Annotated in this window: 20 protein-coding genes, 2 tRNA genes and 1 pseudogene; 10 read left to right on the top strand and 13 right to left on the bottom strand. The window is 73.0% G+C overall.

From position 1 onward, the window contains the following. Positions 1-87: 87 nt before the first annotated feature. The gene (locus ACZ6ZR_RS20540; protein WP_465644227.1) at positions 88-1,821 is read left to right on the top strand and encodes an ABC transporter ATP-binding protein; all 1,734 of its coding nucleotides are present in this window, start codon (positions 88-90) and stop codon (positions 1,819-1,821) included. After that, complete coding sequence (locus ACZ6ZR_RS20535; protein WP_465644225.1) at positions 1,818-3,848, top strand: ABC transporter ATP-binding protein; 2,031 nt, start codon at positions 1,818-1,820, stop codon at positions 3,846-3,848. The genes ACZ6ZR_RS20540 and ACZ6ZR_RS20535 overlap by 4 nt, the downstream gene beginning before the upstream one ends. A 40-nt stretch (positions 3,849-3,888) precedes the next feature. On the opposite strand, the gene ACZ6ZR_RS20530 is transcribed toward ACZ6ZR_RS20535, so the two are convergent. After that, positions 3,889-4,821 (bottom strand): EamA family transporter, encoded by a 933-nt coding sequence (locus ACZ6ZR_RS20530; RefSeq protein WP_465644223.1) that lies wholly within the window; start codon positions 4,819-4,821, stop codon positions 3,889-3,891. Between the two features lie 61 nt (positions 4,822-4,882). Here ACZ6ZR_RS20530 and ACZ6ZR_RS20525 point away from each other — a divergent pair, with 61 nt between their 5' ends. Genes ACZ6ZR_RS20525 through ACZ6ZR_RS20515 form a run of 3 tightly spaced genes read left to right on the top strand, consistent with a single transcriptional unit; the run spans position 4,883 to position 7,436 of the window. Next, positions 4,883-5,389, top strand: a complete 507-nt coding sequence (locus tag ACZ6ZR_RS20525) for a MarR family winged helix-turn-helix transcriptional regulator (RefSeq protein WP_465644221.1) — start codon at positions 4,883-4,885, stop codon at positions 5,387-5,389. A gap of 17 nt (positions 5,390-5,406) precedes the next feature. Then, positions 5,407-6,306: a sigma-70 family RNA polymerase sigma factor gene (locus ACZ6ZR_RS20520; RefSeq protein WP_465644220.1), complete on the top strand. Its 900-nt coding sequence runs from the start codon at positions 5,407-5,409 to the stop codon at positions 6,304-6,306. Positions 6,307-6,362: 56 nt separating this feature from the next. Further along, on the top strand, positions 6,363-7,436 hold the full coding sequence (locus ACZ6ZR_RS20515) for an NAD(P)/FAD-dependent oxidoreductase (protein WP_465644218.1): 1,074 nt from the start codon (positions 6,363-6,365) through the stop codon (positions 7,434-7,436). 56 nt (positions 7,437-7,492) lie between these two features. On the opposite strand, the gene lepA is transcribed toward ACZ6ZR_RS20515, so the two are convergent. Next, positions 7,493-9,364, bottom strand: a complete 1,872-nt coding sequence (gene lepA / locus ACZ6ZR_RS20510) for a translation elongation factor 4 (protein ID WP_465644290.1) — start codon at positions 9,362-9,364, stop codon at positions 7,493-7,495. 120 nt (positions 9,365-9,484) lie between these two features. On the opposite strand from lepA, the gene ACZ6ZR_RS20505 reads away from it, so the two are divergent. From ACZ6ZR_RS20505 to ACZ6ZR_RS20495, 3 genes are all read left to right on the top strand, one after another. Continuing rightward, a complete protein-coding gene (locus ACZ6ZR_RS20505; RefSeq protein WP_465644216.1) occupies positions 9,485-9,790 on the top strand; it encodes an antibiotic biosynthesis monooxygenase family protein in 306 nt (101 codons plus the stop codon). Positions 9,791-9,912: 122 nt separating this feature from the next. Next, positions 9,913-10,170 (top strand): 30S ribosomal protein S20, encoded by a 258-nt coding sequence (gene rpsT, locus ACZ6ZR_RS20500; protein ID WP_465644215.1) that lies wholly within the window; start codon positions 9,913-9,915, stop codon positions 10,168-10,170. A 314-nt stretch (positions 10,171-10,484) separates the two neighbouring features. Then, positions 10,485-11,204, top strand: coding sequence for a hypothetical protein (locus ACZ6ZR_RS20495; RefSeq protein WP_465644214.1), 720 nt, complete (start codon positions 10,485-10,487; stop codon positions 11,202-11,204). A 17-nt stretch (positions 11,205-11,221) separates the two neighbouring features. On the opposite strand, the gene ACZ6ZR_RS20490 is transcribed toward ACZ6ZR_RS20495, so the two are convergent. The 3 genes from ACZ6ZR_RS20490 to holA form a co-directional block, all read right to left on the bottom strand. After that, positions 11,222-13,054, bottom strand: a complete 1,833-nt coding sequence (locus ACZ6ZR_RS20490) for a vWA domain-containing protein (RefSeq protein ID WP_465644212.1) — start codon at positions 13,052-13,054, stop codon at positions 11,222-11,224. A gap of 20 nt (positions 13,055-13,074) precedes the next feature. Then, positions 13,075-14,139, bottom strand: coding sequence for an AAA family ATPase (locus ACZ6ZR_RS20485; RefSeq protein ID WP_465644210.1), 1,065 nt, complete (start codon positions 14,137-14,139; stop codon positions 13,075-13,077). A 133-nt stretch (positions 14,140-14,272) separates the two neighbouring features. Beyond that, entirely contained in the window at positions 14,273-15,268 is a 996-nt protein-coding gene (gene holA / locus ACZ6ZR_RS20480; protein WP_465644209.1) for a DNA polymerase III subunit delta, read from the bottom strand. 66 nt (positions 15,269-15,334) lie between these two features. Between holA and ACZ6ZR_RS20475 the strand changes: the two genes are divergently transcribed. Further along, the gene (locus ACZ6ZR_RS20475; RefSeq protein WP_465644207.1) at positions 15,335-15,589 is read left to right on the top strand and encodes a hypothetical protein; all 255 of its coding nucleotides are present in this window, start codon (positions 15,335-15,337) and stop codon (positions 15,587-15,589) included. Between the two features lie 231 nt (positions 15,590-15,820). Next, on the top strand, positions 15,821-16,681 hold the full coding sequence (locus tag ACZ6ZR_RS20470; RefSeq protein WP_465644289.1) for a helix-turn-helix transcriptional regulator: 861 nt from the start codon (positions 15,821-15,823) through the stop codon (positions 16,679-16,681). A 600-nt stretch (positions 16,682-17,281) separates the two neighbouring features. On the opposite strand, the pseudogene ACZ6ZR_RS20465 reads toward ACZ6ZR_RS20470, so the two are convergent. The 8 genes and pseudogenes from ACZ6ZR_RS20465 to ACZ6ZR_RS20430 all read right to left on the bottom strand — a co-directional run. Then, positions 17,282-18,676, bottom strand: a pseudogene (locus tag ACZ6ZR_RS20465) (ComEC/Rec2 family competence protein); the annotation flags it as partial. A gap of 636 nt (positions 18,677-19,312) precedes the next feature. Further along, complete coding sequence (locus ACZ6ZR_RS20460; RefSeq protein ID WP_465644205.1) at positions 19,313-20,248, bottom strand: ComEA family DNA-binding protein; 936 nt, start codon at positions 20,246-20,248, stop codon at positions 19,313-19,315. 103 nt (positions 20,249-20,351) lie between these two features. Next, positions 20,352-21,200, bottom strand: coding sequence for a DegV family protein (locus ACZ6ZR_RS20455; protein WP_465644204.1), 849 nt, complete (start codon positions 21,198-21,200; stop codon positions 20,352-20,354). Between the two features lie 90 nt (positions 21,201-21,290). Next, positions 21,291-22,028: a hypothetical protein gene (locus ACZ6ZR_RS20450; RefSeq protein ID WP_465644202.1), complete on the bottom strand. Its 738-nt coding sequence runs from the start codon at positions 22,026-22,028 to the stop codon at positions 21,291-21,293. Positions 22,029-22,180: 152 nt separating this feature from the next. Then, positions 22,181-25,057, bottom strand: coding sequence for a leucine--tRNA ligase (leuS, locus tag ACZ6ZR_RS20445; RefSeq protein WP_465644200.1), 2,877 nt, complete (start codon positions 25,055-25,057; stop codon positions 22,181-22,183). 253 nt (positions 25,058-25,310) lie between these two features. Continuing rightward, positions 25,311-26,591 (bottom strand): hypothetical protein, encoded by a 1,281-nt coding sequence (locus ACZ6ZR_RS20440; RefSeq protein ID WP_465644198.1) that lies wholly within the window; start codon positions 26,589-26,591, stop codon positions 25,311-25,313. A 96-nt stretch (positions 26,592-26,687) separates the two neighbouring features. Beyond that, positions 26,688-26,760 (bottom strand) — tRNA-Ala (locus tag ACZ6ZR_RS20435). Between the two features lie 136 nt (positions 26,761-26,896). Further along, positions 26,897-26,969, bottom strand: a tRNA-Ala gene (locus tag ACZ6ZR_RS20430). Between the last annotated feature and the right edge of the window lie 21 nt (positions 26,970-26,990).

Raw genomic sequence — 26,990 nt, 5'->3', positions numbered from 1 at the left:
TGGTCGGCACACGGTAAACCCCCCGGCGCCCCGCCGGAAGGCCGAAAATGGGCTGCGACTCCCTCGGCCGACAACGAAAGTGTCACAGTGCTGATCAAACTCCTACGGGCCCGCTTGGGCGCCCACCGCCGGCCGATCGGCTGGCTGGTGCTGCTCCAGCTGGTCGCCACCCTGGCCGCCCTCTACCTACCCACGCTGAACGCCGACATCATCGACTCCGGGGTGGTGAAGGGCGACACCGGGCGCATCATCTCCGTCGGCGGCGTGATGATCGCCGTCACCCTGGTCCAGGCGCTCTGCTCCGTCGGCGCCGTCTACTACGGCGCCCGCACCGCGATGGCGGTCGGACGGGACCTCAGGGCCGAGGTCTTCGACCGGGTGCAGAGCTTCTCCGCGCGCGAGCTGAACTCCTTCGGCGCCCCCTCGCTGATCACCCGGACCACCAACGACGTGCAGCAGGTCCAGATGGTGGTGCTGCTGGGCTTCACCCTGATGGTGGCCGCGCCGATCATGTGCTTCGGCGGCATCCTGATGGCGCTCAACCAGGACGTGCCGCTCTCCGCCCTGCTGCTGGTCGTGGTGCCGGTGCTGGGCGCGGTGGTGCTGCTGCTGATCAGCCGGGTCCGGCCGCTGTTCCGCTCGATGCAGACCCGGATCGACTCGGTCAACCGCATCCTGCGCGAGCAGATCACCGGCATCCGGGTCATCCGGGCCTTCGTGAAGGACCGTCACGAACAGGATCGTTTCGGCGGGGCCAACACCGAGCTGACGGACGTCTCGGTCCGGGTCGGCCGGCTGATGGCCTTCATGTTCCCCAGCGTGATGCTGGTGGTGAACGTCTCCAGCGTCGCGGTGATCTGGTTCGGCGCGCACCGGATCGACTCAGGCGGGATGGAGATCGGCGCGCTGACCGCCTTCATCTCCTACCTGATGCAGATCCTGATGAGCGTCATGATGGCCACCTTCATGTTCATGATGGTGCCGCGCGCCGAGGTCTGCGCCGAACGCATCCAGGAGGTGCTGGAGACCGAGAGCAGCGTGGCCCCGCCCGCCGCCCCGGTCACCGAACTGCTGACCGGCGGTCAGCTGGAGCTGCGGGACGTGGAGTTCCGCTACCCGGGCGCCGAGGCCCCGGTGCTGCGCGGCATCGACCTGCTGGCCGAGCCGGGCCGGACCACCGCCGTGATCGGCTCCACCGGCAGCGGCAAGTCCACCCTGCTGGGCCTGGTGCCGCGGCTGTTCGACGCCACCGGCGGCCAGGTGCTGCTGGGCGGCGTGGACGTCCGCGAGCTGGACCCGGCGGTGATCGCCGCGGCGGTCGGCCTGGTGCCGCAGAAGCCGTACCTGTTCTCCGGCACGGTGGCCTCCAACCTCCGCTACGGCAAGCCCGACGCCACCGACGAGGAGCTCTGGCAGGCCCTGGAGACCGCCCAGGCCAAGGACTTCGTCGAGCGCTTCCCCGAGGGTCTGGACGCCCCGATCTCCCAGGGCGGCTCGAACGTCTCCGGTGGTCAGCGCCAGCGGCTGGCGATCGCCCGCGCCCTGGTCAGCCGTCCGCAGGTGTACCTCTTCGACGACTCCTTCTCCGCCCTCGACTACACCACCGACGCCCGGCTGCGGGCCGCGCTGGCCCGGGAGACCGCCGAGGCGGCGGTGCTGATCGTGGCGCAGCGGGTCTCCACCATCCGGGACGCCGACCGAATCGTGGTGCTGGACGAAGGTGCCGTGGTCGGCACCGGCACCCACCACGAGCTGATGGCCGACAACCCGACGTACCGGGAGATCGTGCTCTCCCAGCTCACCGAGCAGGAGGCAGCATGAGCAGCCCGAAGGGTCCGACGGACCCTCAGAAGCCGGGCGGGAAGCCGGACCTGACCAAGGGCGGGGGCGGCGGCTCCGACTCGCAGACCGCCGCCGCCCGGCGCGGACCGGCCGGGCCGGGCCGCTTCATGGGCGCCCAGGGCGCCGAGAAGTCGATGGACTTCAAGGGCTCCTCCAAGCGCCTGCTGGGCGTCCTCCGGCCCGAACGGGCCCTGCTCACCGGCGTGCTGGCGCTCGGCGTGCTGAGCATCGGCCTGGCCGTGACCGGCCCCAAGGTGCTCGGCCACGCCACCGACCTGATCTTCGCCGGGGTGGTCGGCCGGCAGACCCCGCCCGGGGTGGACAAGGCCCAGGTGCTGGACGGCCTGCGGGCCGGCGGCCAGGGCGGGGTGGCCGACCTGCTCGGCGCGGTGGACTTCGTCCCCGGCCAGGGGATGGACTTCGGCGCGATCGGCACCGTGCTCGGCTGGACCCTGCTGATCTACCTGCTCTCGGCGGTGTTCGGCGTGGTCCAGGGCCGGCTTGCCGCCACCGCGATCAACCGGGGCGTCTACCGGCTGCGCGAGGAGGTCGAGGGCAAGCTCGCCCGGCTGCCGCTCAGCTACTTCGACAAGCAGCCGCGCGGCGAGGTGCTCAGCCGGGCCACCAACGACATCGACAACATCGGCCAGTCCATGCAGCAGACCATGGGCCAGGTGGTGAACTCGCTGCTCACCATCGTCGGCGTGCTGGCCATGATGTTCTGGATCTCGCCGCTGCTGGCGCTGATCGCGCTGATCTCGGTGCCGGTCTCGGTGGTAGTCGCCACCAAGGTCGGCAAGCGGGCCCAGCCGCAGTTCATCGCCCAGTGGAAGAGCACCGGCACGCTCAACGCGCACATCGAGGAGATGTACACCGGGCACGCCCTGGTGAAGGTCTTCGGGCGGCAGGAGCAGGCGGCCGGGGCCTTCCGCGAGGAGAACGAGGCGCTCTACCAGGCCAGCTTCAGGGCCCAGTTCATCTCCGGGATCATCCAGCCCGCGATGATGCTGATCGGCAACCTCAACTACGTGCTGGTGGCCGTGGTCGGCGGTCTGCGGGTGGCCTCCGGCGCGCTCTCCATCGGTGACGTGCAGGCCTTCATCCAGTACTCCCGGCAGTTCAGCCAGCCGCTCACCCAGGTGGCCTCGATGGCCAACCTGGTGCAGTCCGGCGTGGCCTCGGCGGAGCGGGTCTTCGAACTCCTGGACGCCCCCGAGCAGTCCGCCGAGCCGGCCCGGCCGGAGCGCCCCGAGGAGCTGCGCGGCCTGGTCGCCTTCGAGGACGTCTCGTTCCGCTACGACCCGGCCAAGCCGCTGATCGACGGGCTCTCGCTGAAGGTCGAGCCCGGCCACACGGTGGCCATCGTCGGCCCGACCGGGGCGGGCAAGACCACCCTGGTCAACCTGCTGATGCGGTTCTACGACCCGACCGGCGGCCGGATCACCCTGGACGGCGTGGACATCACCGCGATGTCCCGGGAGGAACTCCGCTCCGGGATCGGCATGGTGCTCCAGGACACCTGGCTGTTCGGCGGCACCATCGCGGAGAACATCGCGTACGGGGCTGACGGGGCGTCACGCGAGGCCGTCGTCGAGGCCGCGAAGGCCGCCCACGTCGACCGCTTCGTCCGCACCCTGCCCGACGGGTACGACACCAGGATCGACGACGAGGGCACCGGGGTCAGCGCGGGCGAGAAGCAGCTGATCACCATCGCCCGGGCCTTCCTGGCCCAGCCGTCCATCCTGGTGCTCGACGAGGCCACCTCCTCCGTCGACACCCGCACCGAGGTGCTCATCCAGCGCGCGATGGCCCGGCTGCGCAGCGGCCGGACCAGCTTCGTGATCGCGCACCGGCTCTCCACCATCCGGGACGCCGACGTGATCCTGGTGATGGAGGACGGCTCGATCGTGGAGCAGGGCACCCACGACGAACTGATCGCGGCCGAGGGGGCCTACGCCCGCCTCTACCAGGCCCAGTTCAGCCAGGCGGTGGCCGAGGTCGACTGACCCCGGACGCCTCTCCGCTCCCCTGTGTACCGGGCCCGTCTCAGCTTCCGAGGCGGGCCCGGACCTTTGCGGCCGCCGGGGCGGGCCTGGCCTGTGCGACCACCCGGCCGCCCGCCCGCCGGCCCGCGAACAGCGCGCCCGCCACGGTGCTGCCCAGCGCGACGCCCATGCCCAGGGTCTGAAGGGGGGTCAGCGACTGGTTCAGGAAGACCCAGCCGAGCACGGTGGCCGAGACCGGGCTGAGCAGGCCGAGAAAGGCCACCGAGGAGGCGGGCAGCTTGCCGACGCCGCGGAAGAAGAGCCAGTACGCCACCGCGGTGTTGGGCACCGCGAGGTAGAGGTAGCCGAGCAGGTTGGTGCCGGTCAGCGCGGGCGGGGCGCCCTCCGCCAGCAGGGCGATCGGCACCAGCAGCAGGCCGCCGGCGGTGAGCTGCCAGCCGGTCATGGCCAGCGGGCCGACACCCTCGGGGCGGCCCCAACGCTTCGTCAGCACGGTGCCCAGCGCCATCACTCCGGCACCGGCGAGCCCGGCCAGCACGCCGACGGTGTCCAGCTGCGCGGTGGCCCTGAGCACCACCAGCGCGACCCCGAAGACCCCGGCCACCCCGGCCAGCACGGCCCGCCCGCCGGGGCGCTCGCCGAGCAGCGGGACGGCCAGCCCGGCCGCCACCAGCGGCTGGATCGCGCCCAGGACGCCGGCCACTCCCCCGGGCAGGCGGTAGGCGGCGATGAACAGCAGGGCCAGGAAGAGCGTGATGTTCAGCCCGCCGAGCAGCAGCACCCGCCACCACCAGCCGCCCTTGGGCAGCCGCCGGGCGAAGGCCAGCAGGAGCAGCCCGGCGGGGAGGGCGCGGAGGGTGGCGGTGAGCAGCGGGCGGTCCGGCGGCAGGTACTCGGTGGTGACCAGGTAGGTGGAGCCCCAGGCGAGCGGAGCCAGTGCGGTGAGGGCCAGGGTGCGCGAATTCGGAAGCATGGAAGTAACTTACCATCAAGCTACTTGCCGTCAAGTCACTTTCCTGTGGCAGACTTTCCCCATGAACGAGCAGCCCCCCGCCCCGGACGCCGTGGACGCCATCGCCGCCCAGTGGAACGCGGTCCGCCCGGACCTCTCCACCGAGGCCATGGCGGTCTTCGGCCGGATCTCCCGGATCTCCCGCGCGATCGGCGACAGCGTCGGCCAGGTGCACGCCGCCCACGGCATCGGGCGCGGTGAGTTCGACGTGCTCGCCACCCTGCGCCGCTCCGGCGAGCCGTACACCCTCTCCCCGCGCGAGCTGACCGCCACCCTGATGGTCACCACCGGCGGCATGACGGGCCGTCTGGACAAGCTGGAGCGGGCCGGCCTGATCACCCGCTCCCCCGACCCGAACGACCGCCGGGGCCTGCGGATCACCCTCACCGAGGGGGGCCTGGGCATGGTCGAACGCGCCGTCGGCCCCGGCGTCGAGGTCTACGAGCGGACGGCCTCGGTCCTCACCCCGGAGGAGACCGCCGTCCTCAACGACCTGCTGCGCCGCCTGCTGGCCTCGGCCGGCGGCTGATTGGATACGGTGGCCGGGTGATTGATGACGCGTCAGGGGTGGACGAGTTCGAGGCGCTGCGGCGCTACCTGGGCTCGGTGGCGTACCGGCTGCTGGGGTCGGTGAGCGACGCCGAGGACATCCTCCAGGAGGCCTGGCTGCGCTGGCGGGCCACCGACCGGAGCAAGGTGCAGGAGCCACGGGCCTTCCTGACCACCGTGGTGACCAGGCTCTGCTACGACCAGCTCGGCTCGGCCCGCTCGCGCCGGGAGTCGTACTACGGCGAGTGGCTGCCGGAGCCGGTGGTCTCGGAGGACACCTCCCCCGCGCACCTGGCCGAGCTGGGCGAGGAGGTCTCGATGGCCCTGCTCACCGTGCTGGAGCAGCTCACCCCCGCCGAGCGCACCGCCTTCGTGCTGCACGACGTGTTCTCGATCGGCTTCGACGAGATCGCCGGCTCGCTGGACCGCACCCCCGACGCCACCCGCCAGCTCGCCTCCCGGGCCCGGCGCCGGGTGAGGACCGGCGGCCGGCACGGCACGGTGGACCGCGCGGCGCACCGCGAGGTGGTCTCCGCCTTCGCCTCGGCGGCCACCCGGGGCGACATCCAGGGCCTGGTCGCCCTGCTCGACCCGGAGGTGGTCTGGCACTCCGACGGCGGCGGCATCGTCTCGGCCGGCGTGCGCCCGATCGCCGGCGCGGACAAGGTCTCCCGCCTGGTCGCGGGCCTGTTCGCCAAGTACGTGGTCCCCGAGCCCGGGGTCGGCTGGGCCCCGGTCCTGGTCAACGGAGTCCCCGGCATGGCCTGGCACGACGCCGGGGGCACCGTCTTCGGCGTGGTCGTCTTCGAGCTGGCCGACGGCCGGATCACCGAGGCCCACGTGGTGGTCAACCCGGAGAAGCTCACCCATGTGACCCGGATCACTGTCACACCCTGACCCGCTGTCCCGTCCTCCTGCCGTACGCAAGCAGACGCGCTCCGCAGGAGGACGGGATGACCACCCAGCAGCAGCACATCGTCGTGATCGGCGCCGGCTACGCGGGCCTGTCGGCGGCGACCAGGGCCGGCACCAAGCACCGTGTGACCCTGGTCGCCCCCGAGGCCCGGTTCCTCCACCGGATCCGGCAGCACGAGACCGGCGCCGGCCTGCCCGAGCACCGGCCCGCCCTGGCCGAGCTGCTGGCGGACCGTCAGGTGACCCACAAGCAGGCCCTCGCCACCGAACTGGACCTGAACGGCCGCAAGGTCTTCCTGGACTCCGGCGAGGCCCTCCCGTACGACACCCTGGTGTACGCGCTCGGCAGCCGCACCGCCTGGCTCGGCGTCCCCGGCGCCGCCGAGCACGCCTACCCGGCCGAGCGGGCCGCCGAGCTGGCGGCCCGGATGAGGGCGGCCGCGAAGCCCGGCACCGTCGCGGTGGTCGGCGGCGGCCTCACCGCCGTCGAGCTGGCCGCCGAACTGGCCGAGGCCCACCCGGCCTGGAAGGTGCGGATCGTCTCGGCCGACCCGGTCGGCGCACGGCTCTCGGCCAAGGGCCGGGCGCACCTGCTGCGCACCTTCGACCGGCTGGGCGTCCAGCTGCACGAGGGCCTGCCTGTGACCGCGGTGACCGCCGCCGGGGTGCGCACCGACGAGGGCGCGATCGACGCCGACCTGGTCGCCTGGGCCGCCTCGCTCGAGGTCCCCGAGCTGGCCGCCGAGGCCGGGCTGGCCGTCACTCCCGACGGCCGGGCGGTGGTGGACGAGTACCTGCGCTCGGTCTCGCACCCCGAGGTGCACGTGATCGGCGACGCCGCCCAGGTCCGGCTGGAGGGCGTCGGCGAGCTGCGGATGGCCTGCGCCACCGCCCTGCCGCAGGGCAACTACCTGGGCGACCTGCTGAGCGGGAAGACCGCCAAGCCCTTCGCCTTCAAGTACCAGCTCCAGTGCATCAGCCTGGGCCGCCGGGACGGCCTGGTGCAGCTGGTCCACCCCGACGACTCGATGAAGAACTCGGTGCTGACCGGCGCGCTCGGCCGCTGGACCAAGAGCCTGATCCTCAAGGTGGTCGTCAAGCACCTGCGCTGAACGCCGAAGGGGCCCCCTCCGGGTGGAGGGGGCCCCTTCGCATGCTCCGGCGCGGGCTACTTCTTCTCGCCCTTGGGGGCGTCCGCGTCGGTGGAGAGCGCGGCGATGAAGGCCTCCTGGGGGACCTCCACCCGGCCGACCATCTTCATCCGCTTCTTGCCCTCCTTCTGCTTCTCGAGCAGCTTCCGCTTACGGGAGATGTCACCGCCGTAGCACTTGGCGAGGACGTCCTTGCGGATGGCGCGGACCGTCTCACGGGCGATCACCCGGGAGCCGATGGCGGCCTGGATCGGCACCTCGAACTGCTGACGCGGGATCAGCTTCTGGAGCTTGCCGGCCATCATGACGCCGTAGTTGTAGGCCTTGTCCTTGTGCACGATGGCGGAGAACGCGTCGACCGCGTCGCCGTGCAGCAGGATGTCGACCTTCACCAGGTCGGCGGTCTGCTCGCCGATCGGCTCGTAGTCGAAGGAGCCGTAGCCGCGGGTCTTGGACTTCAGGTGGTCGAAGAAGTCGAAGACGATCTCGGCCAGCGGCAGGGTGTAGCGCAGCTCCACCCGGTCCTCGGACAGGTAGTCCATGCCCTGGAGGTTGCCGCGGCGGCCCTGGCAGAGCTCCATGATCGCGCCGACGAACTCGTTCGGCGCCAGGATGGTGCCCTTGACGACCGGCTCGTGCACCTCGGAGATCTTCCCGGTGGGGAACTCGCTCGGGTTGGTGACGATGTGCTCGGTGCCGTCCTCCATCACCACGCGGTAGACCACGTTCGGCGCGGTGGAGATCAGGTCGAGGTTGAACTCGCGCTCCAGCCGCTCCCGGATGATCTCCAGGTGCAGCAGGCCGAGGAAGCCGCAGCGGTAGCCGAAGCCGAGCGCGACCGAGGTCTCCGGCTCGTAGACCAGCGCGGCGTCGTTGAGGCGCAGCTTGTCCAGCGCGTCGCGGAGCAGCGGGTAGTCCGATCCGTCCAGCGGGTAGAGGCCGGAGAACACCATCGGGCGCGGGTCCTTGTAGCCGCCCAGCGCCTCGGTCGCACCCTTGTGCATCGAGGTGATCGTGTCACCGACCTTGGACTGCCGGACGTCCTTCACACCGGTGATGATGTAGCCCACCTCGCCGACGCCGAGGCCGTCGGCCACCTTCGGCTCGGGCGAGATGACGCCGATCTCCAGCAGCTCGTGGGTCGCGCCGGTGGACATCATGGCGATCCGCTCACGCTTGGTGAGCTGGCCGTCGACCACTCGGACGTAGGTGACCACGCCGCGGTAGGAGTCGTAGACCGAGTCGAAGATCATGGCGCGGGCCGGGGCGTCCTTGACGCCGACCGGGGCCGGGATCTTCGCGACCACGTGGTCGAGCAGCTCCGGCACGCCGAGGCCGCTCTTGGCGCTGACCTTGAGGACGTCCTCCGGGTCGCAGCCGATGATGTGCGCCAGCTCGGCGGCGTACTTCTCGGGCTGGGCGGCCGGGAGGTCGATCTTGTTCAGCACCGGGATGATCGTGAGGTCGTTCTCCAGCGCCAGGTACAGGTTGGCGAGGGTCTGCGCCTCGATGCCCTGGGCGGCGTCCACCACGAGGATGGTGCCCTCGCAGGCCGCCAGCGAACGGGACACCTCGTAGGTGAAGTCCACGTGGCCCGGGGTGTCGATCATGTTCAGGATGTGCGTCGTCCCGACGTCGTCCCCCGTCTTCGGGGCCCACGGCAGGCGGACGGCCTGCGACTTGATGGTGATTCCGCGCTCGCGCTCGATGTCCATCCGGTCGAGGTACTGGGCGCGCATCTGCCGGGGGTCGACCACGCCGGTGATCTGCAGCATCCGGTCGGCGAGCGTCGACTTGCCGTGGTCGATGTGGGCGATGATGCAGAAGTTGCGGATCAGCGCCGGGTCGGTACGGCTGGGCTCTGGCACGTTGCTCGGGATCGCGGGCACCTTGGTCCTCGGGGCGGTCGGTGTGATTCCGTCCATCCTCCCACGGCCGCGGTGCGGCCCGCCGTTCAGCTCTTCCGCAACTCTTCCGCGACTCCTCCCGGTGGGGCAGGATCAGCGCCCATGATCTTGGAGAGTGCCCTGCTCGACGTCCGCCCCGGCCAGGAGGAGGCCTTCCTGGCCGCCTTCGCCGAGGCCCTCCCGCTGATCGCCGTACAGCGCGGCTTCCACTCGCTGGAGCTGCGACGCTGCCTGGACGAGGGGCGCGGCTCGCGCTTCCTGCTCCAGGTGGAGTGGGAGACCCTGGAGGACCACACCGAGGGGTTCCGCGGCTCGGCCGAGTACCAGGAGTGGCGCCGGCTGCTGCACCACTTCTACGAGCCGTTCCCCGTGGTGGAGCACTACGGTGAGGCGGTGCTCACGGCGTAGCCGGTTTGGGGCGCGCGCGGGGGCTTTGGTAGCGTTGGCCGCTGCACTCGGCACAGGTATGCCCTCTCAGCTGCCCGCCGGGTGCGACCCGTTCAACTTCCAGACAAAGCTGAGGCACTTTCGTGGCGAACATCAAGTCCCAGATCAAGCGCAACAAGACCAACGAGAAGGCGCGCCTGCGCAACAAGGCCGTCAAGTCCTCCCTCAAGACCGCCCTGCGCAAGGCCCGCGAGGCCGCTGTCGCCGGCGAGACCGAGAAGGCCGTCGAGCTGGCCAAGGTCGCCTCCAAGGCGCTCGACAAGGCCGCCAGCAAGGGCGTCATCCACAAGAACCAGGCCGCCAACAAGAAGTCCGCGATCACCAAGCTCGTCGCGGCCTGATCTGACGGCACCCCCCAGGGTGGCGTGACCGGCGGCCCTCTACCCGCCTCCGCCGCCCGACCTCCCTCGCGTCAACTTCCGGCCCTCTACCCGGGACACGTGAGGTGTAGTGACTCCGTACCGCACGCGGCCTGCGTTCGCCACGCGGGTGCGGTACAGCGACAGGCGTCGCGGCTCCGGCCGCGGCGCCTGTCGGCGTTCCCGGGGTGCTCCCGGGGGTGGACCTGATGCTCCCTCACGTTCTGCCATGCCCTGGTCACCGATATGGTTCGTGCGACGCGCTCCGTGCGGATCCCGGTTTGGGGGCTCTTCAGATGACGCATCAGGTACCGATCCGGACGGACCACGACCGGCCCTACGCACCGCCGCCGCCCTACCGGCGCCCGCCGCGCCGCAGCCGCCGGCACCTGGCCTGGGGCGCCGCGAGCGCCGCGCTGACCTCGGCGATCTGGGCCGCCGCCGTGCTCACCGTGCCGGGCCTGGTCGCCCTGCCGGAGGGGTCGCCGGCGGACCTCAAGGGCTACCGGGTGGTGGACGACCTGTGCACCACCGCGAAGCTCAACCGCTTCTCCCAGCTCTACCCCGCGCAGTCCGGCACGCCGTACCACTACTCGACCCGGCACGCGGCGCTGGACGACATGTACTGCAGCAAGTACCTGAAGAAGAGCGCCGGGGAGACGGAGTACTCCTCCCTCTACATGCAGGCCCAGCTGCACCGGCGGGTCGACCCGCGGGCCGAGTTCGAGGCCCAGCAGTCCGGGCTGCGGCAGCGTCATTACCAGATCACCGACGTGCCGGGGCTCGGCGACCAGGCCTACCTCGGCTACCTGGACGACCTCAGCAGCTCGGACCGGAGCTGGCACTACCTCACCCAGGTGCTCTACGTCCGGGACGGGGCGCTGACGTACTACCTCAGCTGGTCCGGCTCCTACCAGGAGGGCAAGGGCGTCGAACCGGACCGGGAGACCATCCGGCAGGCGCTGCTGATGGACAGCCGGGACCTGCTGCGCGCCCTCGGGCAGAGCAGCACCTGAGGTCCCGTCACCTCCGCTCAGCGCAGGCGGAAGACCGGGCCGCGCGGGGTGAAGGGCAGGCCGGCGCCCTGCGGGATCAGGAAGGCGTGCTCGCGGCGGATCCGCAGCACGTCGCACTCGCCGTCGGTGATCAGCAGCACGGGCGCGGAGGGCGGGAAGTCCTCGGCCCGCTCCAGCAGGTCGACGCCGGGCTGGAGCACGGTGCCGCCGCGGCCGCGCACCCGGACCTTGCCGGCGATCTCGTCGGTGGGCAGGAAGCCGGCGTCGTGCGCGGCCGCGTCGCAGAACACCACCCGGGCCGCGGGCACCTCCCGGGCCGCCGCGTAGGAGGCGATGGCGCCGAGTGCCTTGCCGAGCAGCTGACGGCTCATCGAACCGGAGGTGTCGAGCACCACGCCGAAGGTGCAGCGGGCCAGCTCCTCCGGCGGGTGGTGGTGCCCGGCGCGGGGGATGCCGGGGGTGGAGGCCTGCCGCCGGGAGGGGCGGGCGTAGCTGCGCACCGCCTGCGGGGACGGCACGAACTCGTCGAACCAGCGCGCCAGTCGGGCGTCCCAGGGCAGTGGCGGCTGGGACAGCGCGCGGATCTCCTCGACCAGACCGGCCGGAAGGTACCCGCGCCCGCGCCGGTGCAGCTCGAAGCCCTGCTGGAGGCCGCGCCGGTAGAAGTCGTCCAGGTCGACGTAGTCGCGCGGGCGGCCGAGCGGCTCGCCCAGCACGTCGCCCCGGCCCTTGCCCGCCAGGGTGGCCAGCCGGCGCAGCCGGCGCTGGTCCTTGGCGATCCGGTCGTAGACCTCCTCGGCCGAGAGGCCCTTCAACTGCGGGTCGTGGAGCAGCCCTTCGGGCATCTCGCCGACGCCCATCTCCAGCAGCCAGCCGTTGATCACGTAGTCGGCGGCGACGTTGAACAGGTACGGGTCCCGCCCGCCGCAGCGGTCGCCGTGCCGGAGCGCGGCGTGCAGCATCTCGTGGGCCAGGATGAAGCGCCACTCCTCCTCGGTGTGGCGGCGCAGCGGGTTGAGGTAGATCTCGCCCGCCTCGGCGTTCACCGCGGCGATCGCGATGCCCTGGGCGCGGGCCAGTTCGGCGTCGGCGACCAGGGTGATCCCGGCGGCCAGACCGCCGAGCAGCGGGTAGCTGGAGACGAACCAGTTGAGCGCCTTGGTCCACGGCCGCTCGGGGACGCGAGCGCCGGTCAGCTCGTCCCGGCGGCCGCCGGCCACGTCCATCGCGGCGGACATGGTGCGGGTCAGCGCGGCGGCGAAGGCCGACGGCCAGTCCTCCGGGGCCCCGTGGCCGGACCAGGGGACCAGTAGCTGGTCGGGGTGGCTGCCTGCGGTGCCGGGGATCCTGGGCAGCCCCTCCTCGCGCCAGCGGGCGGCCAGCTGCTCCTCGTCGCCGGGCGGGATCCGGGCCGGGACCTCGAACGGGGCGCCGCCGACCGGGAAGGTGGCCTGGAAGCGGTGCACCACCGCGCAGTTGGCGGCCTGCCGGTGGGCGTCGGGCTGGGCGCGGCGGCCGCGCTCGGCGGGCAGGTGGCCGAAGCCGAGGTGGAGCAGGCAGTGCGCCAGCACCCAGGCCCACTCGGCGGGGTCGGCCCGGCGCATCCGGGGGTGGGTGAGGTTGGGGTGCAGGGTGCCGTCGGAGTCGACCACCAGCCAGCCGTCCTCGGGCTCGTCCGGGCACTCCTCGGCGTAGCAGACGTCCACCGGGATGGCGGCCAGCGCATGGTTCTCCCCGACCCTGCGCCATCCCTCCAGGTAGGCCTCCCGTGCCAGGTCGCGGGGCTGGGTGCCCTTCTCGGTGGTGCCGTTCGCGGAGCTCCGCGCGGAACTCCTCGCCGAGCTCTTCACGGTGCCTCCCGCGCGGCGGCTCACCGGCGGGCCTCGACCAGGCGTGGCATGTCGCGGGCGGCCTCGATCAGGAACCAGGAGGGCAGCACCGGATTGCCGTCCGGTCCGTCGGCGATCACCGTCTGGGCCACCTCGACCGAGATCTCGGCCAGCTGGACCAGCAGCGACTTGGCCCGGTAGGCGGTCTGCCGCAGGGACTCGGAGACCTGCTCCTTGCGGGCCGGGAGCTCCTTGACCAGCCGGCCCCGGAAGGAGTCGGCCAGGTAGTAGAGCAGGTCGCGGTCCTCCAGGCGGTGCGGCCAGCGGGCGTCGCCCTTGAGGATCGCGTCCAGGCCGTAGGAGTTGCGGACGATCTTGACGTAGCCGCCGAAGGCCACCGCGTGCTGCGGGGTGAGCAGGCCGTGCGCCAGGACCTTGAGGGTCGGCTCCTCCAGGGTCGGGCCGAAGGAGTGCAGGGCGTCCGAGAGCATGTGCCAGGCGCGCGGGGTGGAGAAGGGCTCCTCGGTCTTGGGCGGAGCGGACCAGAGGTGGTCCGGACGGTCCGTCAGGTAGTCCAGCACCCAGGGGTGGATGCCGTTGCCGGCGGCCCAGGCCAGCCAGTCGGTGGAGCTGGCGCGGAGGTGGACGTGGACCAGGCGGTTCACCAGGGCGGAGGCCATCGGGCGGGCCAGGGCGCCGTCGGTGGCGCGGTTCCCCGCGCCGATCACGATCGAGCCGGGCGGCAGCTCGTAGGAGCCGATCCGGCGGTCCAGGATGAGGGAGTAGAAGGCCTTCTGCACGTCCGGGGTGGCGGCGTTGAGCTCGTCCAGGAAGAGGCAGTAGGGCTCGGTGCGGGCGATCGACTCCGGCGGGCAGAACCGCGAGCGCCCGTCCTCGGTGATCTGCGGCACCCCGATCAGGTCCTCGGGCGCCAGCTGAGTGCCGATCAGGCTGACGCACTCCAGCCCGAGCGACTCGGCGAACTCCCGCACCAGCGAGGACTTCCCGATGCCCGGAGCCCCCCAGAGGAAGACCGGCCGGACGGTGGCCAGCCCCAGCAGCAGCTCGGGGACCTGGGACGGCGACACGGTGACGGCAGCCTGCAACGCGGGGACTCCTCGGGAGAGTTGGGGATTCCGCGCCAGTGTGCGGGACGGCCGGGCGGGCCGCACCTGCTTTTCGGGGAGCTGCTGTCGGGGTCTAGAGCGGGGTGGGGTGAGGGAGCCTCAGCAGCAGCCGTCAGTACGGGCGGGCGCCCGCGCGGGCGGCCCGGGCCACCGCGACCACGGCGCGCTCCAGGGCATAGGCCGGGTCGTCGGAGCCGCCCTTGACGGCCGCGTCGGCCTGGGCGACGGCGGTCAGGGCGGCGGCCACGCCGTCCCCCGTCCAGCCGCGCATCTGCTGGCGGACCCGGTCCACCTTCCACGGCGGCATGCCGAGCTCACGGGCCAGGTCGGCCGGGCGCATGTTCCGCCCGGCGGTGGCGAGGCGGCCGATCGAGCGGACGCCCGAGGCCAGCGCGTAGGTGATGCCGGTGGGCGGCTGGCCGACCGCGAGGGCCCAGCGCAGCCGCTCCAGGGCCTCGGCGGCCCGGCCGGTGACGGCCAGGTCGGCCACCTCGAAGCCGGTGGCCTCGGCCCGGCCGCTGTAGTACTTGGCGACCACCGTCTCGTCGATCGCGCCCTCCACGTCGGAGGTCAACTGGCTGCAAGCGGCGGCCAGTTCGCGCAGGTCGCTGCCGAGCGAGTCGAGCAGCGCCTGGCAGGCCTCGGGAGTGGCCGAGCGGCCCAGGGTGCGGAACTCGTTCTTGATGAAGGCCAGCTTCTCGCCCGCCTTGGTGAGCTTGGCGCAGGCCACCTCGCGGCCGCCGGCCTTGCGCCCCGCGTCCAGCAGGCCCTTGCCCTTGGCCCCGCCGGCGTGCACCAGCACCACGATGACCTCCTCGATGGGGGCCTCCAGGTACGCCTTGACCTCCTTGACCGAGTCGGCGGAGAGGTCCTGGGCGGCCCGGACCACGATTACCTTGCGCTCGGCGAAGAGCGAAGGGGTGGTCAACTCGGCCAGGCTGCCGGGCTGGAGACCACCCGGGGCGATGTCCCGCACGTCCGTGTCCGGATCGGCCTCCCTGGCCGCGGCCACCACCGCCGCGACCACGCGGTCGAGCAACAGCTCCTCCTGGCCGACCGCGAGGGTCAGCGGGGCGAGCAGGTCATCGGGTGCACTCTTCCTGGCCATCGCCTACCAGGATCGCATGCGCCGCCGACAGCATCCCGACGGCTGTGCACAATGGTCCCCGTGACCATGAACGACACCCGACAGTTGCTTGTGTTCCCCGACCGTGACGCCGCCGAGGAGGTGGCCGAGGAACTCTCCGCCCGCTGGCCCGACCTGGGCGAGATCGAGGTGGCCCGGGACGCCCTGGCCGGCGAGGACGACGCCGAGGACGCCCAGTGGGTCGTGGCCGTGGAGGCCCCCGAGGACGGCTGGGCCCCGGCCCAGCTGACTGCCCTGGACGAGCTCGCCACCGACCAGGACGGCTGGCGCGAAGAGGCCTGAGCCTCGGCACCGCCCGCCACCCGGACCCCCGCCGCTCCGCCCCCACCCGCTCCGGCCCCACCCGCTCCGGCCCCCGCCCCCTGGCGGGGGCCGTCAGGGTGGCCACCGGATCACCTGCCGAAGGGGCCGCCGCGCCGGAAGGGCCGCCGGAAGGGCCGCCGGAGGAACCGGTACCGGGCCAACGAGGGTGGGACCGGGAATCCCTGGCACCGCGTCAGCCGAGCCGCGATCATGGACCGCATGGACATGGACCGCCGCGAACTCGCCGACTTCCTCCGCCGCTGCCGGGAACGGATCAGCCCGCAGGACGTCGGCCTCCCGGCCGGCTCCCGGCGGCGCACCCCGGGGCTGCGGCGCGAGGAGGTCGTCCAGCTCGCCGGCATGTCGGCCGACTACTACATCCGCCTGGAGCAGGGCCGCAGCCCGCAGCCCTCGCCGCAGATCCTCGCCTCGCTGAGCCGGGCGCTGCGGCTGAGCGAGGACGAGCGCGACCACCTCTACCTGCTGGCCGGCCACCGGCCGCCGGCCGGGCTCCAGTGCGGCACCTTCATCCAGCCCGGGCTGCTCTACCTGCTCGACCAGCTCAAGGAGACCCCGGCCCAGCTGCTCAGCGACCTGGGTGACGTGCTGGCCCAGAACGACATGGCCAGTGCCCTGTTCGGCACCGTCTGCTCGGTGCGGGAGGACGAACGGAACGTCATCTGGCGCTGGTTCACCGACCCCGCCGTCCGGGCCGCCTACCCCGCCGAGGAGCACGACCGGCTCGGCCGGGTGCACGTCGCCGACCTGCGGGCCGCGGTGGCCCGGCGCTCCGGTGACGCCGCCTCGACCGCGCTGGTGCGGCGGCTGACCGAGGCCAGCGAGGAGTTCCGCGAGTTCTGGGAGCTGCACGAGGTGGCCGTCCGGCGCACCAGCCGGATGCGGGTCGACCACCCGGCCATCGGTCCGATCAACCTCGACTGCCAGACCCTGCTCGCCCCGGTCGAGGACCAGCGGCTGCTGATCTTCACGCCGCCGCCCGGCACGGCGGACATCAACCACCTGGAACTGCTGCGGGTGGTGGGGACGGAACGGTTCAGCCCCGCCGGGTGACGCCTCGGTGCGCCCTGCGCCCCGAGTGACGGCGCCTCGGGCCGCGCTGCCCCGGGAGACTCCCCGGGTGACGGCGTGCAGGGTGGCCGGGGTGCCGAGGACGGCGATCGCTCCGGCCCGGTCGGTGCGCAGGACGGTGGCCCCCAGCGCGGAGAGCCGGGCCACCGTACCGGCCGAGGGGTGACCGTAGGGGTTGCCCTCGCCGCAGGAGATCAGGGCCAGGCGGGGGTGCAGCGCGGCGGTCAACTCCCAGTCCTGGTGGGCCGATCCGTGGTGCGCCACCTTGAGGACGTCCACCTGGGGCGGCTCGGCCCGGGCCAGCAGCGCGGCCTGGGCGGGTGGTTCGAGGTCGCCGAGCAGGGCGATCCGCAGGGCGTCGGGCGGTTCTCCGACGGTGGCGAGCAGGGCGATGCTGGCGTTGTTCGCCCCAGGGGTGGCCGGGGTCAACGGCTCGACGGGCCAGAGCAGTTGCCAGGAGAGGCCGGGCTCGGCGGTGCGCCGCTCGTCCTGCCGGGCGGTCAGCACCGGCACCTGCGCGGCGGCCGCCCAGGCCAGCACCCGGGCCCGCTCCCCCGGCGGCGAGTCCAGCGTGGTGACCTGGAGCGCGCCCACCGAGCGCCCGCGCAGCACGCCCGGGAGCCCCTCGGCGTGGTCCGCGTGGTAGTGGCTGAGGATCAGCAACGGGACGGCCTTGACGTCGAGTTGACGCAGGCAGCGGTCGGCGGCCGCCGGGTCGGGCCCGGCGTCGACCACCACCGCGCTCCCGGGCCGCCCGGGCACCGGAAGCACCGTCATGTCCCCCTGTCCGACGTCGCACATGACGAAGCGCCAGCCGTCCGGAGGCCAACCGGTGGCCAGCCGGACCAGGGCCGGCGGCCGGAGCAGGGCGAGCAGCAGAGCGGGGAGCAGCACGGCCGCGAGCAGTGTGCGGGGGCGGCTGCGGCGGCCGAACGGGCGGGCCGCCCAGACCAGGGCCAGCGTCGCCACCGCCAGCAACACGGACCCGAACAGGCCACCGGGCCAGTCGAGTTGGGCACCGGGAAGGGCGGCGCCGCGCCGGGCCACGGCGGCCAGCCAGCCCGTCGGCACGGCGGCGAGGTCGGCCAGGAAGCGGGCCGGGGCCGGGGCGAGCGGCGCGACGGCGAGGGTCGCGAAACCGAGCAGGGTGGCCGGGGCCACCGCCGCCTCGGCGAGCAGGTTGCACGGGACCGCGACCAGGCTGATCCGGGGCGCCAGCAGGATGGTGGCGGGGGCGCAGAGCGCCTGTGCGGCGGCGGTGGCACCGACGGCTCCCGCCAGGTGCTCGGGCCAGCCCCGGGCCCGGAGCGCGGCCGTCCAGCGCGGGCCGAGGGTGAGCAGGCCGGTGGTGGCGAGCACCGAGAACAGGAACCCGAAGGAGCGGGCCAGGTACGGGTCGACCAGCAGCAGGACCAGGACGGCGGTGGCGAGCGCGGGCAGCGCCTGCCGGGGACGGCCGGTGGCCAGGGCGAGCAGGCCGACCAGACCGGTGGCGGCGGCCCGCAGGACGCTCGGCTCGGGGCGGCAGACCGTGACGAAGGCCACCGTCAGGGCGGCGCCGAGAAGCGCGGTGGTGCGCAGCGGCAGACCGAGCAGCCCGGCCAGCCCGCCCCGGCCGGAGGTGCTCGCGCGGGCCGAGGCCCCGGTCAGGACGGCCAGCACGATCGCCAGGTTGGCACCCGAGACGGCGGTGAGGTGGCCGAGGTCCGTGGCCCGGAACGCGTCGGCCAGCTCCGGCGGGAGCCGGGTGGTGTCGCCGACCACCAGGCCGGGGAGCAGGCCCCGGGCGTCGGTGGCCAGGTGGTCGGTGGCGTCCCGCAGCCCGGCCCGCAGCCGGGCTGCCACCCGCTGGGCGAGGTCGGGCCCGGCCAGCAGCCGGGGCCGGCCCTGCGCCACCAGGGCGGCGGCCGTGCTGCGGTACTCCTCGGCGGCGGGCAGCACCCGGGCCTGGACACGCAGCCGGGTGGACGGGACCATCGCCTGCCAGGCCCTGGCGTCCTGGGCACGGACGATCAGGGTGACGGGGGTGCGGGTGCGGATGCCGTCGGCCCGGTCGACGGTGGCCTCGACGACCAGCAAGGACTGGCCGGGCGTCGTGCCCCGGGCGTGCGAGGAACGGGGCTCGGGGTCGCCGGTCACGGTGAGCTCGACCGTGACCAGGACGGGCGGGGCAGCAGCCGGCGCGGCGCCCGGGGCCGGGACTGGGGCCGAGGCACCGGGAGTTGACGGGGCGTCGGCCACCGGGGGCACCGCGGCCCGGGCCAGGGCGGGGATCGGGCCGCGCTGGAGGTCCGCGGTGTGCAGGGTGGTGACGGCAGCGGCGGCCCCGGCCGCGAGCAGGACGGCCGCCAGCAGGGCACCTGCCCGGCGCGGGCTGCGCAGGGCGAGGACGGCGGCCCCGGTGAGGAGGAGCGCTCCCCAGAGCAGGTACGGCCGGCACTGCGGGCCGAGGCCCAGCACGGTGGCGGTGACCGCCCAGACCACGGCGGTGGGGAGCAGCAGCCGGAGGTCGGGTGTCGCGGCGGAGTCGGTGGCGACAGGGACAGTGGCGGCGGGCATCGGGTTCACCTCCCCGGCTGGGTGACGGTCGGTCAACTGGTGGCGGGCGGGGCCTCAGAGCGTGAGCAGTGCGCGCAGGTCGGCGAACTTCCGCTCGCCGATCCCGCTGACCTCGCGCAGCTGGTCGAGGGAGCGGAACGGCCCGTGCTCCTGACGGTGCTGCAGGATCCGCTGGGCCAGCGTCGGGCCGACCCCGGGCAGGGCGTCCAACTGCTCGCGGGTGGCCTGGTTGATGCTGAGCGGCCCGGCGGCCGGGACGGCTCCCCCGCCGGGGGCACCGCCGTTGGACGGGGCGCCGCCGACCAGGATCTGCTCGCCGTCGGTGAGCACCCGGGCCAGGTTGAGCCCGTCGGTCACGGTGTCCGGCAGCGGGCCGCCGGCCGAGGTCAGGGCGTCCGCCACCCGGGCCCCGCCGGGCAGCGTCCGAAGGCCGGGGTGGCGGACCTTGCCCGCGACGTCGACCACCACCGTCGGCCCCGTCGGCGGGACGGGCGACCCCGGCGGCCCGGCTCCCGCCCTGGCCGAGGGCGCTGCGGAGGTGGCGACGACCGTCGCCACCGCGGGCACGGCCACCCGGCCGGGCCGGCCCAGCCAGAAGTGCTGCACGGCGTACCCGACGGCCAGCAGGAGCAGCACGGCCATCCCGGCCACCGCCCGCCGGTCGAACAGCAGACCCCCCGGAAGCCGACGCCCCGCCACGGCACCGGCCTCGGGCACAGGCACGGCACCCTCCGGCCCGGCGCGCGACCGCCCCTGACGCCCCGTCGGCTCTCCCTCCCCCACCGGTGCACCACCCACCGACAGCGGCGGCGACGTGCCCCAGGCCTCGGACCACACGGCCGTCGGCGCGTCCCCCCGGTGCTCGTCCAAGGGCTCGTCCGGGGGCTCGTCCGGGTGCGGCCCCGGGGGCAGGAAGAGGTGGGCCACCCGCCCACGGACGGTCTCGGTGGTCTCGCGTCGGCGGGCCGCGCCCGGCGTCATCGTTCTCATGGCCAGGACCGTAGGCCGAGCCGCCGACCCCGCCGAGGCACCGTCACCAGCCTGTGGAAAACCCGGGGTTGTGGATAACCCAACTCCCTCGAACGAGGCAGTTTCAGTGCGGAGCGACCACCACCGCGAGCAGTCCGGGCCCGACGTGGGCACCGATCACCGCCCCGACCTCCAGCACCGTCAGTTCCCGCAGCCCGGGCACCCGGGCCCGGAGCCGCTCCGCCAGCGGCTCGGCCCGGTCGGCGGCGGCCAGGTGGTGCACGGTGATGTCCACCTCGTCCCCACCCGCCCGCTCCACCGCGATCTCCTCCAGCCGGGCGATCGCCCGCGAGGCCGTGCGGACCTTCTCCAGGGGCTCGATCCGACCGCCCGACAGGTGCAGCAGCGGCTTGACCGAGAGCGCGGAGCCGAGCAGCGCCTGTGCCGCACCGATCCGGCCGCCCCGGCGCAGGTACTCCAGGGTGTCCACGTAGAAGAAGCCGCTGGTCCGGGCCGCTCGTCCGGAGGCCGCCGCCACCACCGCCGCGAGGTCGGCGCCCCCGCCCTCGACCGCCTCGGCGGCCGCCAGCACCGCGTGCCCGAGCGCCATCCCGACCAGCCTGCTGTCCACCACCTCCACCGGCAGCGGCGCCTCGGCGGCCGCCAGCCTGGCCGCCTCGACGGTGCCGGAGAGTTCGGCGGAGATGTGCACGGAGACGACGGCCTCGAAGCCGGCCTCGGCCGCCGCCCGGTAGGCCTCGGCGAAGGTCTCGGGGCTGGGCCGGGAGGTGGTGACGCGCTGCTTGGACCGCAGGGCCTCGGCGACGTCCTTCGGAGAGATCTCGACGCCCTCGGCGAGCGCCTCGTCCCCGACCACCACGCTCAGCGGGACCACCGCGATCCGGTGCCGGTCGACCGCCCCCTCGGGGAGGTAGGCCGTGGAGTCGGTCAGGAGGGCGATGCGGCGGGACATGAGGCGGAGGTTACTCCCCCCTCCCCACCGCGGACACCCGGGGGACGCGCCGGACCCCCACCAGGGCCGGGAGCACCGCCGCCGTGGAGGTCAGGACTTCCGCAGACGCTGCGTCAGGTCGACCGCCAGACCGAGCAGCTGCTCGGCCGTGGCCGGCCGGTCGTTGCTGATCGCCTTCCGCTCGGCCCGAGGCGCGGAGGCCGAAGCAGCGGAAGCCGAAGCAGCGGAAGCCCGAGGAGCGGAAGCCGGAGCTGCGGAGGCCGCGGAAGGCCCCGCCGTGTCCCAGTGCCGCAGCGCGCCGGCCTCGGTCTCGCACTCCTCCGTGAGCCGCGCCAGCTCGTCGTCGGCGAACCGCTGCATCCGGTCCTGGGCCGCCCAGCGCATCGACTCGGCGGCGTGCGTGATCCGCTCGGCCCGCTCCCGCAGTGCGGGCAGCTTGTCGGCCACCCGCCCTGCGTCGGGCTCCAGCTCCAGCGCCCGCAACTCGCCGTCCAGCTCCGCCGCGTGGGCGTCCAGCCTGCTCAACAGCTGCAGGGAATCGGCGAGTTGGGAGTCCTCGGCGACACCGGCCGCGAGCACCTTGCGGGTGGAGTCGAGGGCGGTGCGGAGCGAGAGCCGGACGGCCGAGATCCGGCCCTGGGCACCCGGCTTGGCGTAGGTCTTCGCCTTCAGGGTGGCGTTCTCGATCGCCCTCCGGGCGTTGGCCTCCTGCCGGGAGATCTTCCGGGCGGCGGCCTTCCCGGCCTTCACCGCACCGACCGTGATCATGATCAGCAACGCCACCACGAACAGCACACCGAGGCCGACCACCACGCCGAGCGCGTCCATCACGAGCCACCTTCCGGGAGACCGACCGAGGGCTCCACAGTAACCGCACGGGTTACCGCGGAGCCCTCGGTGTAGGGGTCCAGAAGGAGAGATCAGGGGCAGCTCAGGGAAACCCCGAGAGCCCGGCCGGACAGTACGTCAGGCCGCGCGGGTCAGCCCGTGACGATGTTGACCAGCTTCGGCGCCCGCGCGATCACCTTGCGGACCGGAGCGTCCCCGATCGCCGCGACCACGGCCGGGTCGGCCAGCGCCAGCGCCTCCAGCTCGGCGTCGGAGATGCCCGGCGCCACCTCCAGGCGGGCCCTGACCTTGCCCTTGATCTGCACCACGCAGGTGACGGTCTCGTCCACCACGTAGGCCGGGTCGGCCACCGGGTAGTCGACGTACGTCAGCGAGCCCTGGTGGCCCAGGCGGCGCCACAGCTCCTCGGCGATGTGCGGGGCCAGTGGAGCGATCATCAGTACCTGCTGCTCGGCCACCTGACGCGGCGTCGAACCGCGCTTGACCAAGTGGTTGTTCAGCTCGATGGCCTTGGCCACGGCGGTGTTGAAGCGCAGGCCCGCCATGTCGCCGCGGATGCCGTCGATGGTCTTGTGCAGCACCCGCAGGGTGGCCTCGTCCGGCTCCTCCTCGGTGACCACCAGCTCGCCGCTGGTCTCCGAGACGATGTTGCGCCACAGCCGCTGCAGGAACCGGTACGAGCCGATCACCGCGCGGGTGTCCCAGGGGCGGGAGACGTCCAGCGGGCCCATCGACATCTCGTACAGGCGCAGGGTGTCCGCGCCGTACTCGTCGGCGAAGTCGTCCGGGGCGATGGCGTTCTTCAGGGACTTGCCCATCTTGCCCGCCTCGCGGCGGACCTTCTCGCCCTGCCAGAAGTACTCGCCGTCGATCTCCTCGACCTCGGCCGCGGGCACCGGGAAGTCCCGGGCGTCGCGGTAGACGTCGGCGGTGATCATGCCCTGGTTGTACAGCTTGTGGAACGGCTCGACCGAGGAGACGTGGCCCAGGTCGTGCAGCACCTTGTGCCAGAAGCGGGCGTACAGCAGGTGCAGCACCGCGTGCTCGGCACCGCCGACGTACAGGTCGGCGCCGCCGCCCGGCTTCTGCTCGGTCGGGCCCAGCCAGTAGCCCTCGTTGGCCGGGTCGACCACCTTCTCGCTGTTGGACGGGTCGATGTAGCGCAGCTCGTACCAGCAGGAACCGGCCCAGTTGGGCATGGTGTTGGTCTCGCGGCGGTACTTCTTCGGGCCGTCGCCCAGGTCCAGCTCGACGTTGACCCAGTCCTCGTTCCGCGACAGCGGGGTCTTCGGGGAGGAGGTCGAGTCGTACGGGTCGTAGGTGTGCGGCGAGTAGTCCTCCACCTCGGGGACCTCGACCGGCAGCATCGAGTCGGGCAGCGCGTGCATCACGCCGTCCTCGTCGTAGACGATCGGGAAGGGCTCGCCCCAGTACCGCTGACGGCTGAACAGCCAGTCCCGCAGGCGGTAGTTGACGGTGCCCTCGCCGATGCCGCGCTCGGTCAGCCAGGCGGTGACGGCGGCCTTGGCCTCGACCACCGACAGGCCGTCCAGCGACAGGTCGTCGTGGGCGGAGTTGACGATCACCGAGTCGTAGCTGTCGAAGGACTCGTCCCACTCCGACGGGTCCTCGGAGCGGCCGTCGGTGGGGCGCACCACGCAGCGCATCGGCAGGTCGAAGGCGCGGGCGAAGGCGAAGTCGCGGCTGTCGTGCGCCGGGACGGCCATGATCGCGCCGGTGCCGTAGCCCATCAGCACGTAGTCGGCGATGAAGACCGGGACCAGCGCGCCGCTGACCGGGTTGGTCGCGTAGGCGCCGGTGAAGACGCCGGTCTTCACCTTGGCGTCCACCTGGCGCTCGACGTCGGACTTGGCGGCGGCCTCGGCCCGGTACTTGGCGACGGCCTCGGCCGGGGTGGCCGCGCCGCCCTTCCAGTCCTCGTGGGTGCCGGCCGGCCAGGCGTCCGGGACGATGCCGTCGACCAGCTCGTGCTCGGGCGCCAGCACCATGTAGGTGGCGCCGAACAGGGTGTCGGGGCGGGTGGTGAAGACGGTGATCTTGTCGCCGTCGACGCCGAAGCCGACCCGGGCGCCCTCGGAGCGGCCGATCCAGTTGCGCTGCTGCAGCTTGATCGCCTCGGGCCAGTCCAGCAGGTCCAGGTCGGCGATCAGGCGGTCGGAGTACGCGGTGATCCGCATCATCCACTGGCGCAGGTTCGACTTGAAGACCGGGAAGTTGCCGCGCTCGGACTTGCCGTCGGCGGTGACCTCCTCGTTGGCCAGCACGGTGCCCAGGCCGGGGCACCAGTTGACCGGCACCTCCTTGGAGTACGCCAGCCGGTACTCGCCCAGCAGCTCGTCCCGCTCCGCACCGGACAGCGACGCCCAGGCGCGGCCGCCCGGCACCTCGCGCTCGCCGGACTCGAACTGCGCGACCAGCTCGGTGATCGGACGGGCCTTCTGCGCCGCCTCGTCGTACCAGGAGTTGAAGATCTGCAGGAAGATCCACTGGGTCCAGCGGTAGTACTCCGGGTCGATGGTGGCGATCGACCGGCGGGAGTCGTGGCCCAGGCCCAGGCGGCGCAGCTGGCGCCGCATGTTGTCCATGGCCGCCTCGGTGGTGATCCGGGGGTGCTGGCCGGTGGCGACGGCGTGCTGCTCCGCGGGCAGGCCGAAGGCGTCGTACCCCAGGGTGTGCAGCACGTTGTGTCCGGTCATCCGCTGGTAGCGGGCGAACACGTCGGTGGCGATGTAACCCAGCGGGTGGCCCACGTGCAGACCCGCGCCCGAGGGGTACGGGAACATGTCCATGATGAAGCTGTGCGGCTTGGCGACCACGTCGCCGGCCGAGGGGTCGGCCAGGGTACCGGCCGGGTTGGGGGCGTCGAACGTCCCCTCCTTCTCCCAGACGTCCTGCCAGCGCGACTCGATCTCGGCGGCCAGCGCCGCGCCGTAGCGGTAGGGCTCGGTGGCGGCGGCCTCGGCCGCGGCGGGGGTCGTCTCGCTCATGGTCCTTCGGGCTCCATCTGGGTCTCAGTGCGCGAACAGCGGCTTCGGAAAACAAAAAAGCCCCTCGCAGGAGGGGACGCCACGCCGACTCCGGCCCTCGGGCCGGTCCTGGTCAGCGCGGCCGGCTAAGAAGCAGGCGCACGGTTCGCATGGCCAACAGGGTACCGCACCGTCCTCGGGCGGCTGTCAAGGTATTCACCGCCCGGACCGAGCCGGAGCCGGAGCCGGAGCCGGAGCCGACGGAGCGTCAGGGTCAGGACCGCTGGTCGAACTCCCGCAGCGCCCGCGCCACCCGGGCCGACTGCATCCCCGCCGCCAGCCGCCGGGCCTCGTCCGCGGTGCGGGCCGCCTCCTCGTGGTCCCCGGTCCGGCGGTAGGACCCGGCCAGACGGACCATCAGCAGCGCCTTCGCCCGGGCCCGTTCGGGCGCCAGCACCGCCACCGCCCCGGCCAGCAGCCGCTGGGCCTGCTCGTGGTCGCCGAGGAAGAGGTACGCCTCGCCGACCATCCCCTCCAGGTCGGCCCGCTCCTGGACCTGCCCCGGCTCCTCCTCCAGTGCCCGGAAGGCCCGCTCGGCCACCGCCTCGGCGCTGATCTGCTCGCCCTTGCGACCGTGCGCGCGGGCGATCCGGCCCAGCTGGAGCGCCCGCTCACGGGGCGTCAGCACCTCGTCGGCGGCGCGAAGCGCGGTGGAGAGCATGGCGACCGGGTCCAGGCCGCGCCCGCCGGAGGCGTAGGTGGCCTGCACCGCCAGGCAACCGACCACGCTGACGCCGAGCCGCGGGTCCCCGCAGACGTGCGCGGCGCGCAGCGCGGCGACGAAGGCCCGCTGGGCGGCCGCGTCGTTGCCCAGGTCGTAGCTGGCCCAGCCGACCAGCCGGGCGGTGCGGCTGGCCGCCCCGTACAGCTCCCGGCCGAGCGCCTCGTCGTACGCGCCGAGCTCCAACAGCTTGCCGATCACGTCCAGTTCGGCCCTGGCCAGGCCGAGGATCAGGCCGCCGCCGTAGGCCCGCTCCAGGCGCTGCTGGCTGTCGTAGCCCATCCGCAGGTCGGCCAGCTGCTCGGCGGCTATCCGCAGCGCGCCCTCGCCACCGGTCAGTTCGGGCGGCGGGGAGGCCCAGTCCTTGGCGGCCTGGAGGAGCTCGTCGCCGCGGAACAGGTCGGTCAGCCGGACCGGGCCGGTGTCGGCACCGGCCTCGCGCAGCGCGGTCTGGGCGGTGTCGGCGGTCCACGGGTCGGTGAGCAGCCGGGGCGAGAGCGTCTTGGCGCCCCGGCCGCTGCCCATCCGGCCCCAGAGCTGTTCGTAGGTGACCGCGATGCCGAGCGCCCCGCCGAGCACCTCGCAGACCGTCTGGTCGTGCGGACTGCGCGGCACCATGCCGCGGTCCCGCCACTTGTAGGGAGCGGTGGAGCTGATCGCCAGGCCGGCCGGGAGCACCGCGCTGACCTCGCGGGCCAGCCGCTCCGGGTTCCAGCCGAGCTGGTGCAGGACGCGGGCCAGCTCCTCGTTGCGTCTGCGCTCCAGGTCGGCCATGGCCCAGACGGTACCGGGCTCCCGTGGAGGTCGCGCCGCGATCGGGTAAACGGAAGAAGGCCCCTCCCGTTCCCGGGAGGGGCCTTCTTCCTTCTGTGGAGCTACGGAGAATTGAACTCCGGACCTCTTGCATGCCATGCAAGCGCTCTACCAACTGAGCTACAGCCCCGCGTCTTTCCGGCGTTTCCCCCGGCGACATCCGTAACTTTACACGCTCCCCGGCCCACGCCCCAAATCGTTTGCCGGACCGGTCTCGGAGCACGCAGAAGGCCGCCTCCCGGAGGGAGACGGCCTTCGTGTCGTTGTGGAGCTACGGAGAATTGAACTCCGGACCTCTTGCATGCCATGCAAGCGCTCTACCAACTGAGCTACAGCCCCGCGTGCCCACGGACCTGACGG

This window comes from Kitasatospora sp. NPDC088742 (genome assembly GCF_055584905.1).
The sequence above is the reverse complement of the archived record's forward strand: the minus strand, read 5'-3'. Positions and strand labels throughout refer to the sequence as shown.

Bases quoted from the DNA above. Each gene is read 5' to 3' on its own strand.
- ACZ6ZR_RS20535 (WP_465644225.1), top strand. From the start codon at position 1,818: ATGAGCAGCCCGAAGGGTCCGACGGACCCTCAGAAGCCGGGCGGGAAG.
- ACZ6ZR_RS20530 (WP_465644223.1), bottom strand. From the start codon at position 4,821: ATGCTTCCGAATTCGCGCACCCTGGCCCTCACCGCACTGGCTCCGCTC.
- ACZ6ZR_RS20525 (WP_465644221.1), top strand. From the start codon at position 4,883: ATGAACGAGCAGCCCCCCGCCCCGGACGCCGTGGACGCCATCGCCGCC.
- ACZ6ZR_RS20515 (WP_465644218.1), top strand. From the start codon at position 6,363: ATGACCACCCAGCAGCAGCACATCGTCGTGATCGGCGCCGGCTACGCG.
- ACZ6ZR_RS20505 (WP_465644216.1), top strand. From the start codon at position 9,485: ATGATCTTGGAGAGTGCCCTGCTCGACGTCCGCCCCGGCCAGGAGGAG.
- ACZ6ZR_RS20495 (WP_465644214.1), top strand. From the start codon at position 10,485: ATGACGCATCAGGTACCGATCCGGACGGACCACGACCGGCCCTACGCA.
- holA (WP_465644209.1), bottom strand. From the start codon at position 15,268: ATGGCCAGGAAGAGTGCACCCGATGACCTGCTCGCCCCGCTGACCCTC.
- ACZ6ZR_RS20475 (WP_465644207.1), top strand. From the start codon at position 15,335: ATGAACGACACCCGACAGTTGCTTGTGTTCCCCGACCGTGACGCCGCC.
- ACZ6ZR_RS20470 (WP_465644289.1), top strand. From the start codon at position 15,821: ATGGACCGCATGGACATGGACCGCCGCGAACTCGCCGACTTCCTCCGC.
- ACZ6ZR_RS20460 (WP_465644205.1), bottom strand. From the start codon at position 20,248: ATGAGAACGATGACGCCGGGCGCGGCCCGCCGACGCGAGACCACCGAG.
- ACZ6ZR_RS20455 (WP_465644204.1), bottom strand. From the start codon at position 21,200: ATGTCCCGCCGCATCGCCCTCCTGACCGACTCCACGGCCTACCTCCCC.
- ACZ6ZR_RS20450 (WP_465644202.1), bottom strand. From the start codon at position 22,028: ATGGACGCGCTCGGCGTGGTGGTCGGCCTCGGTGTGCTGTTCGTGGTG.
- leuS (WP_465644200.1), bottom strand. From the start codon at position 25,057: ATGAGCGAGACGACCCCCGCCGCGGCCGAGGCCGCCGCCACCGAGCCC.
- ACZ6ZR_RS20440 (WP_465644198.1), bottom strand. From the start codon at position 26,591: ATGGCCGACCTGGAGCGCAGACGCAACGAGGAGCTGGCCCGCGTCCTG.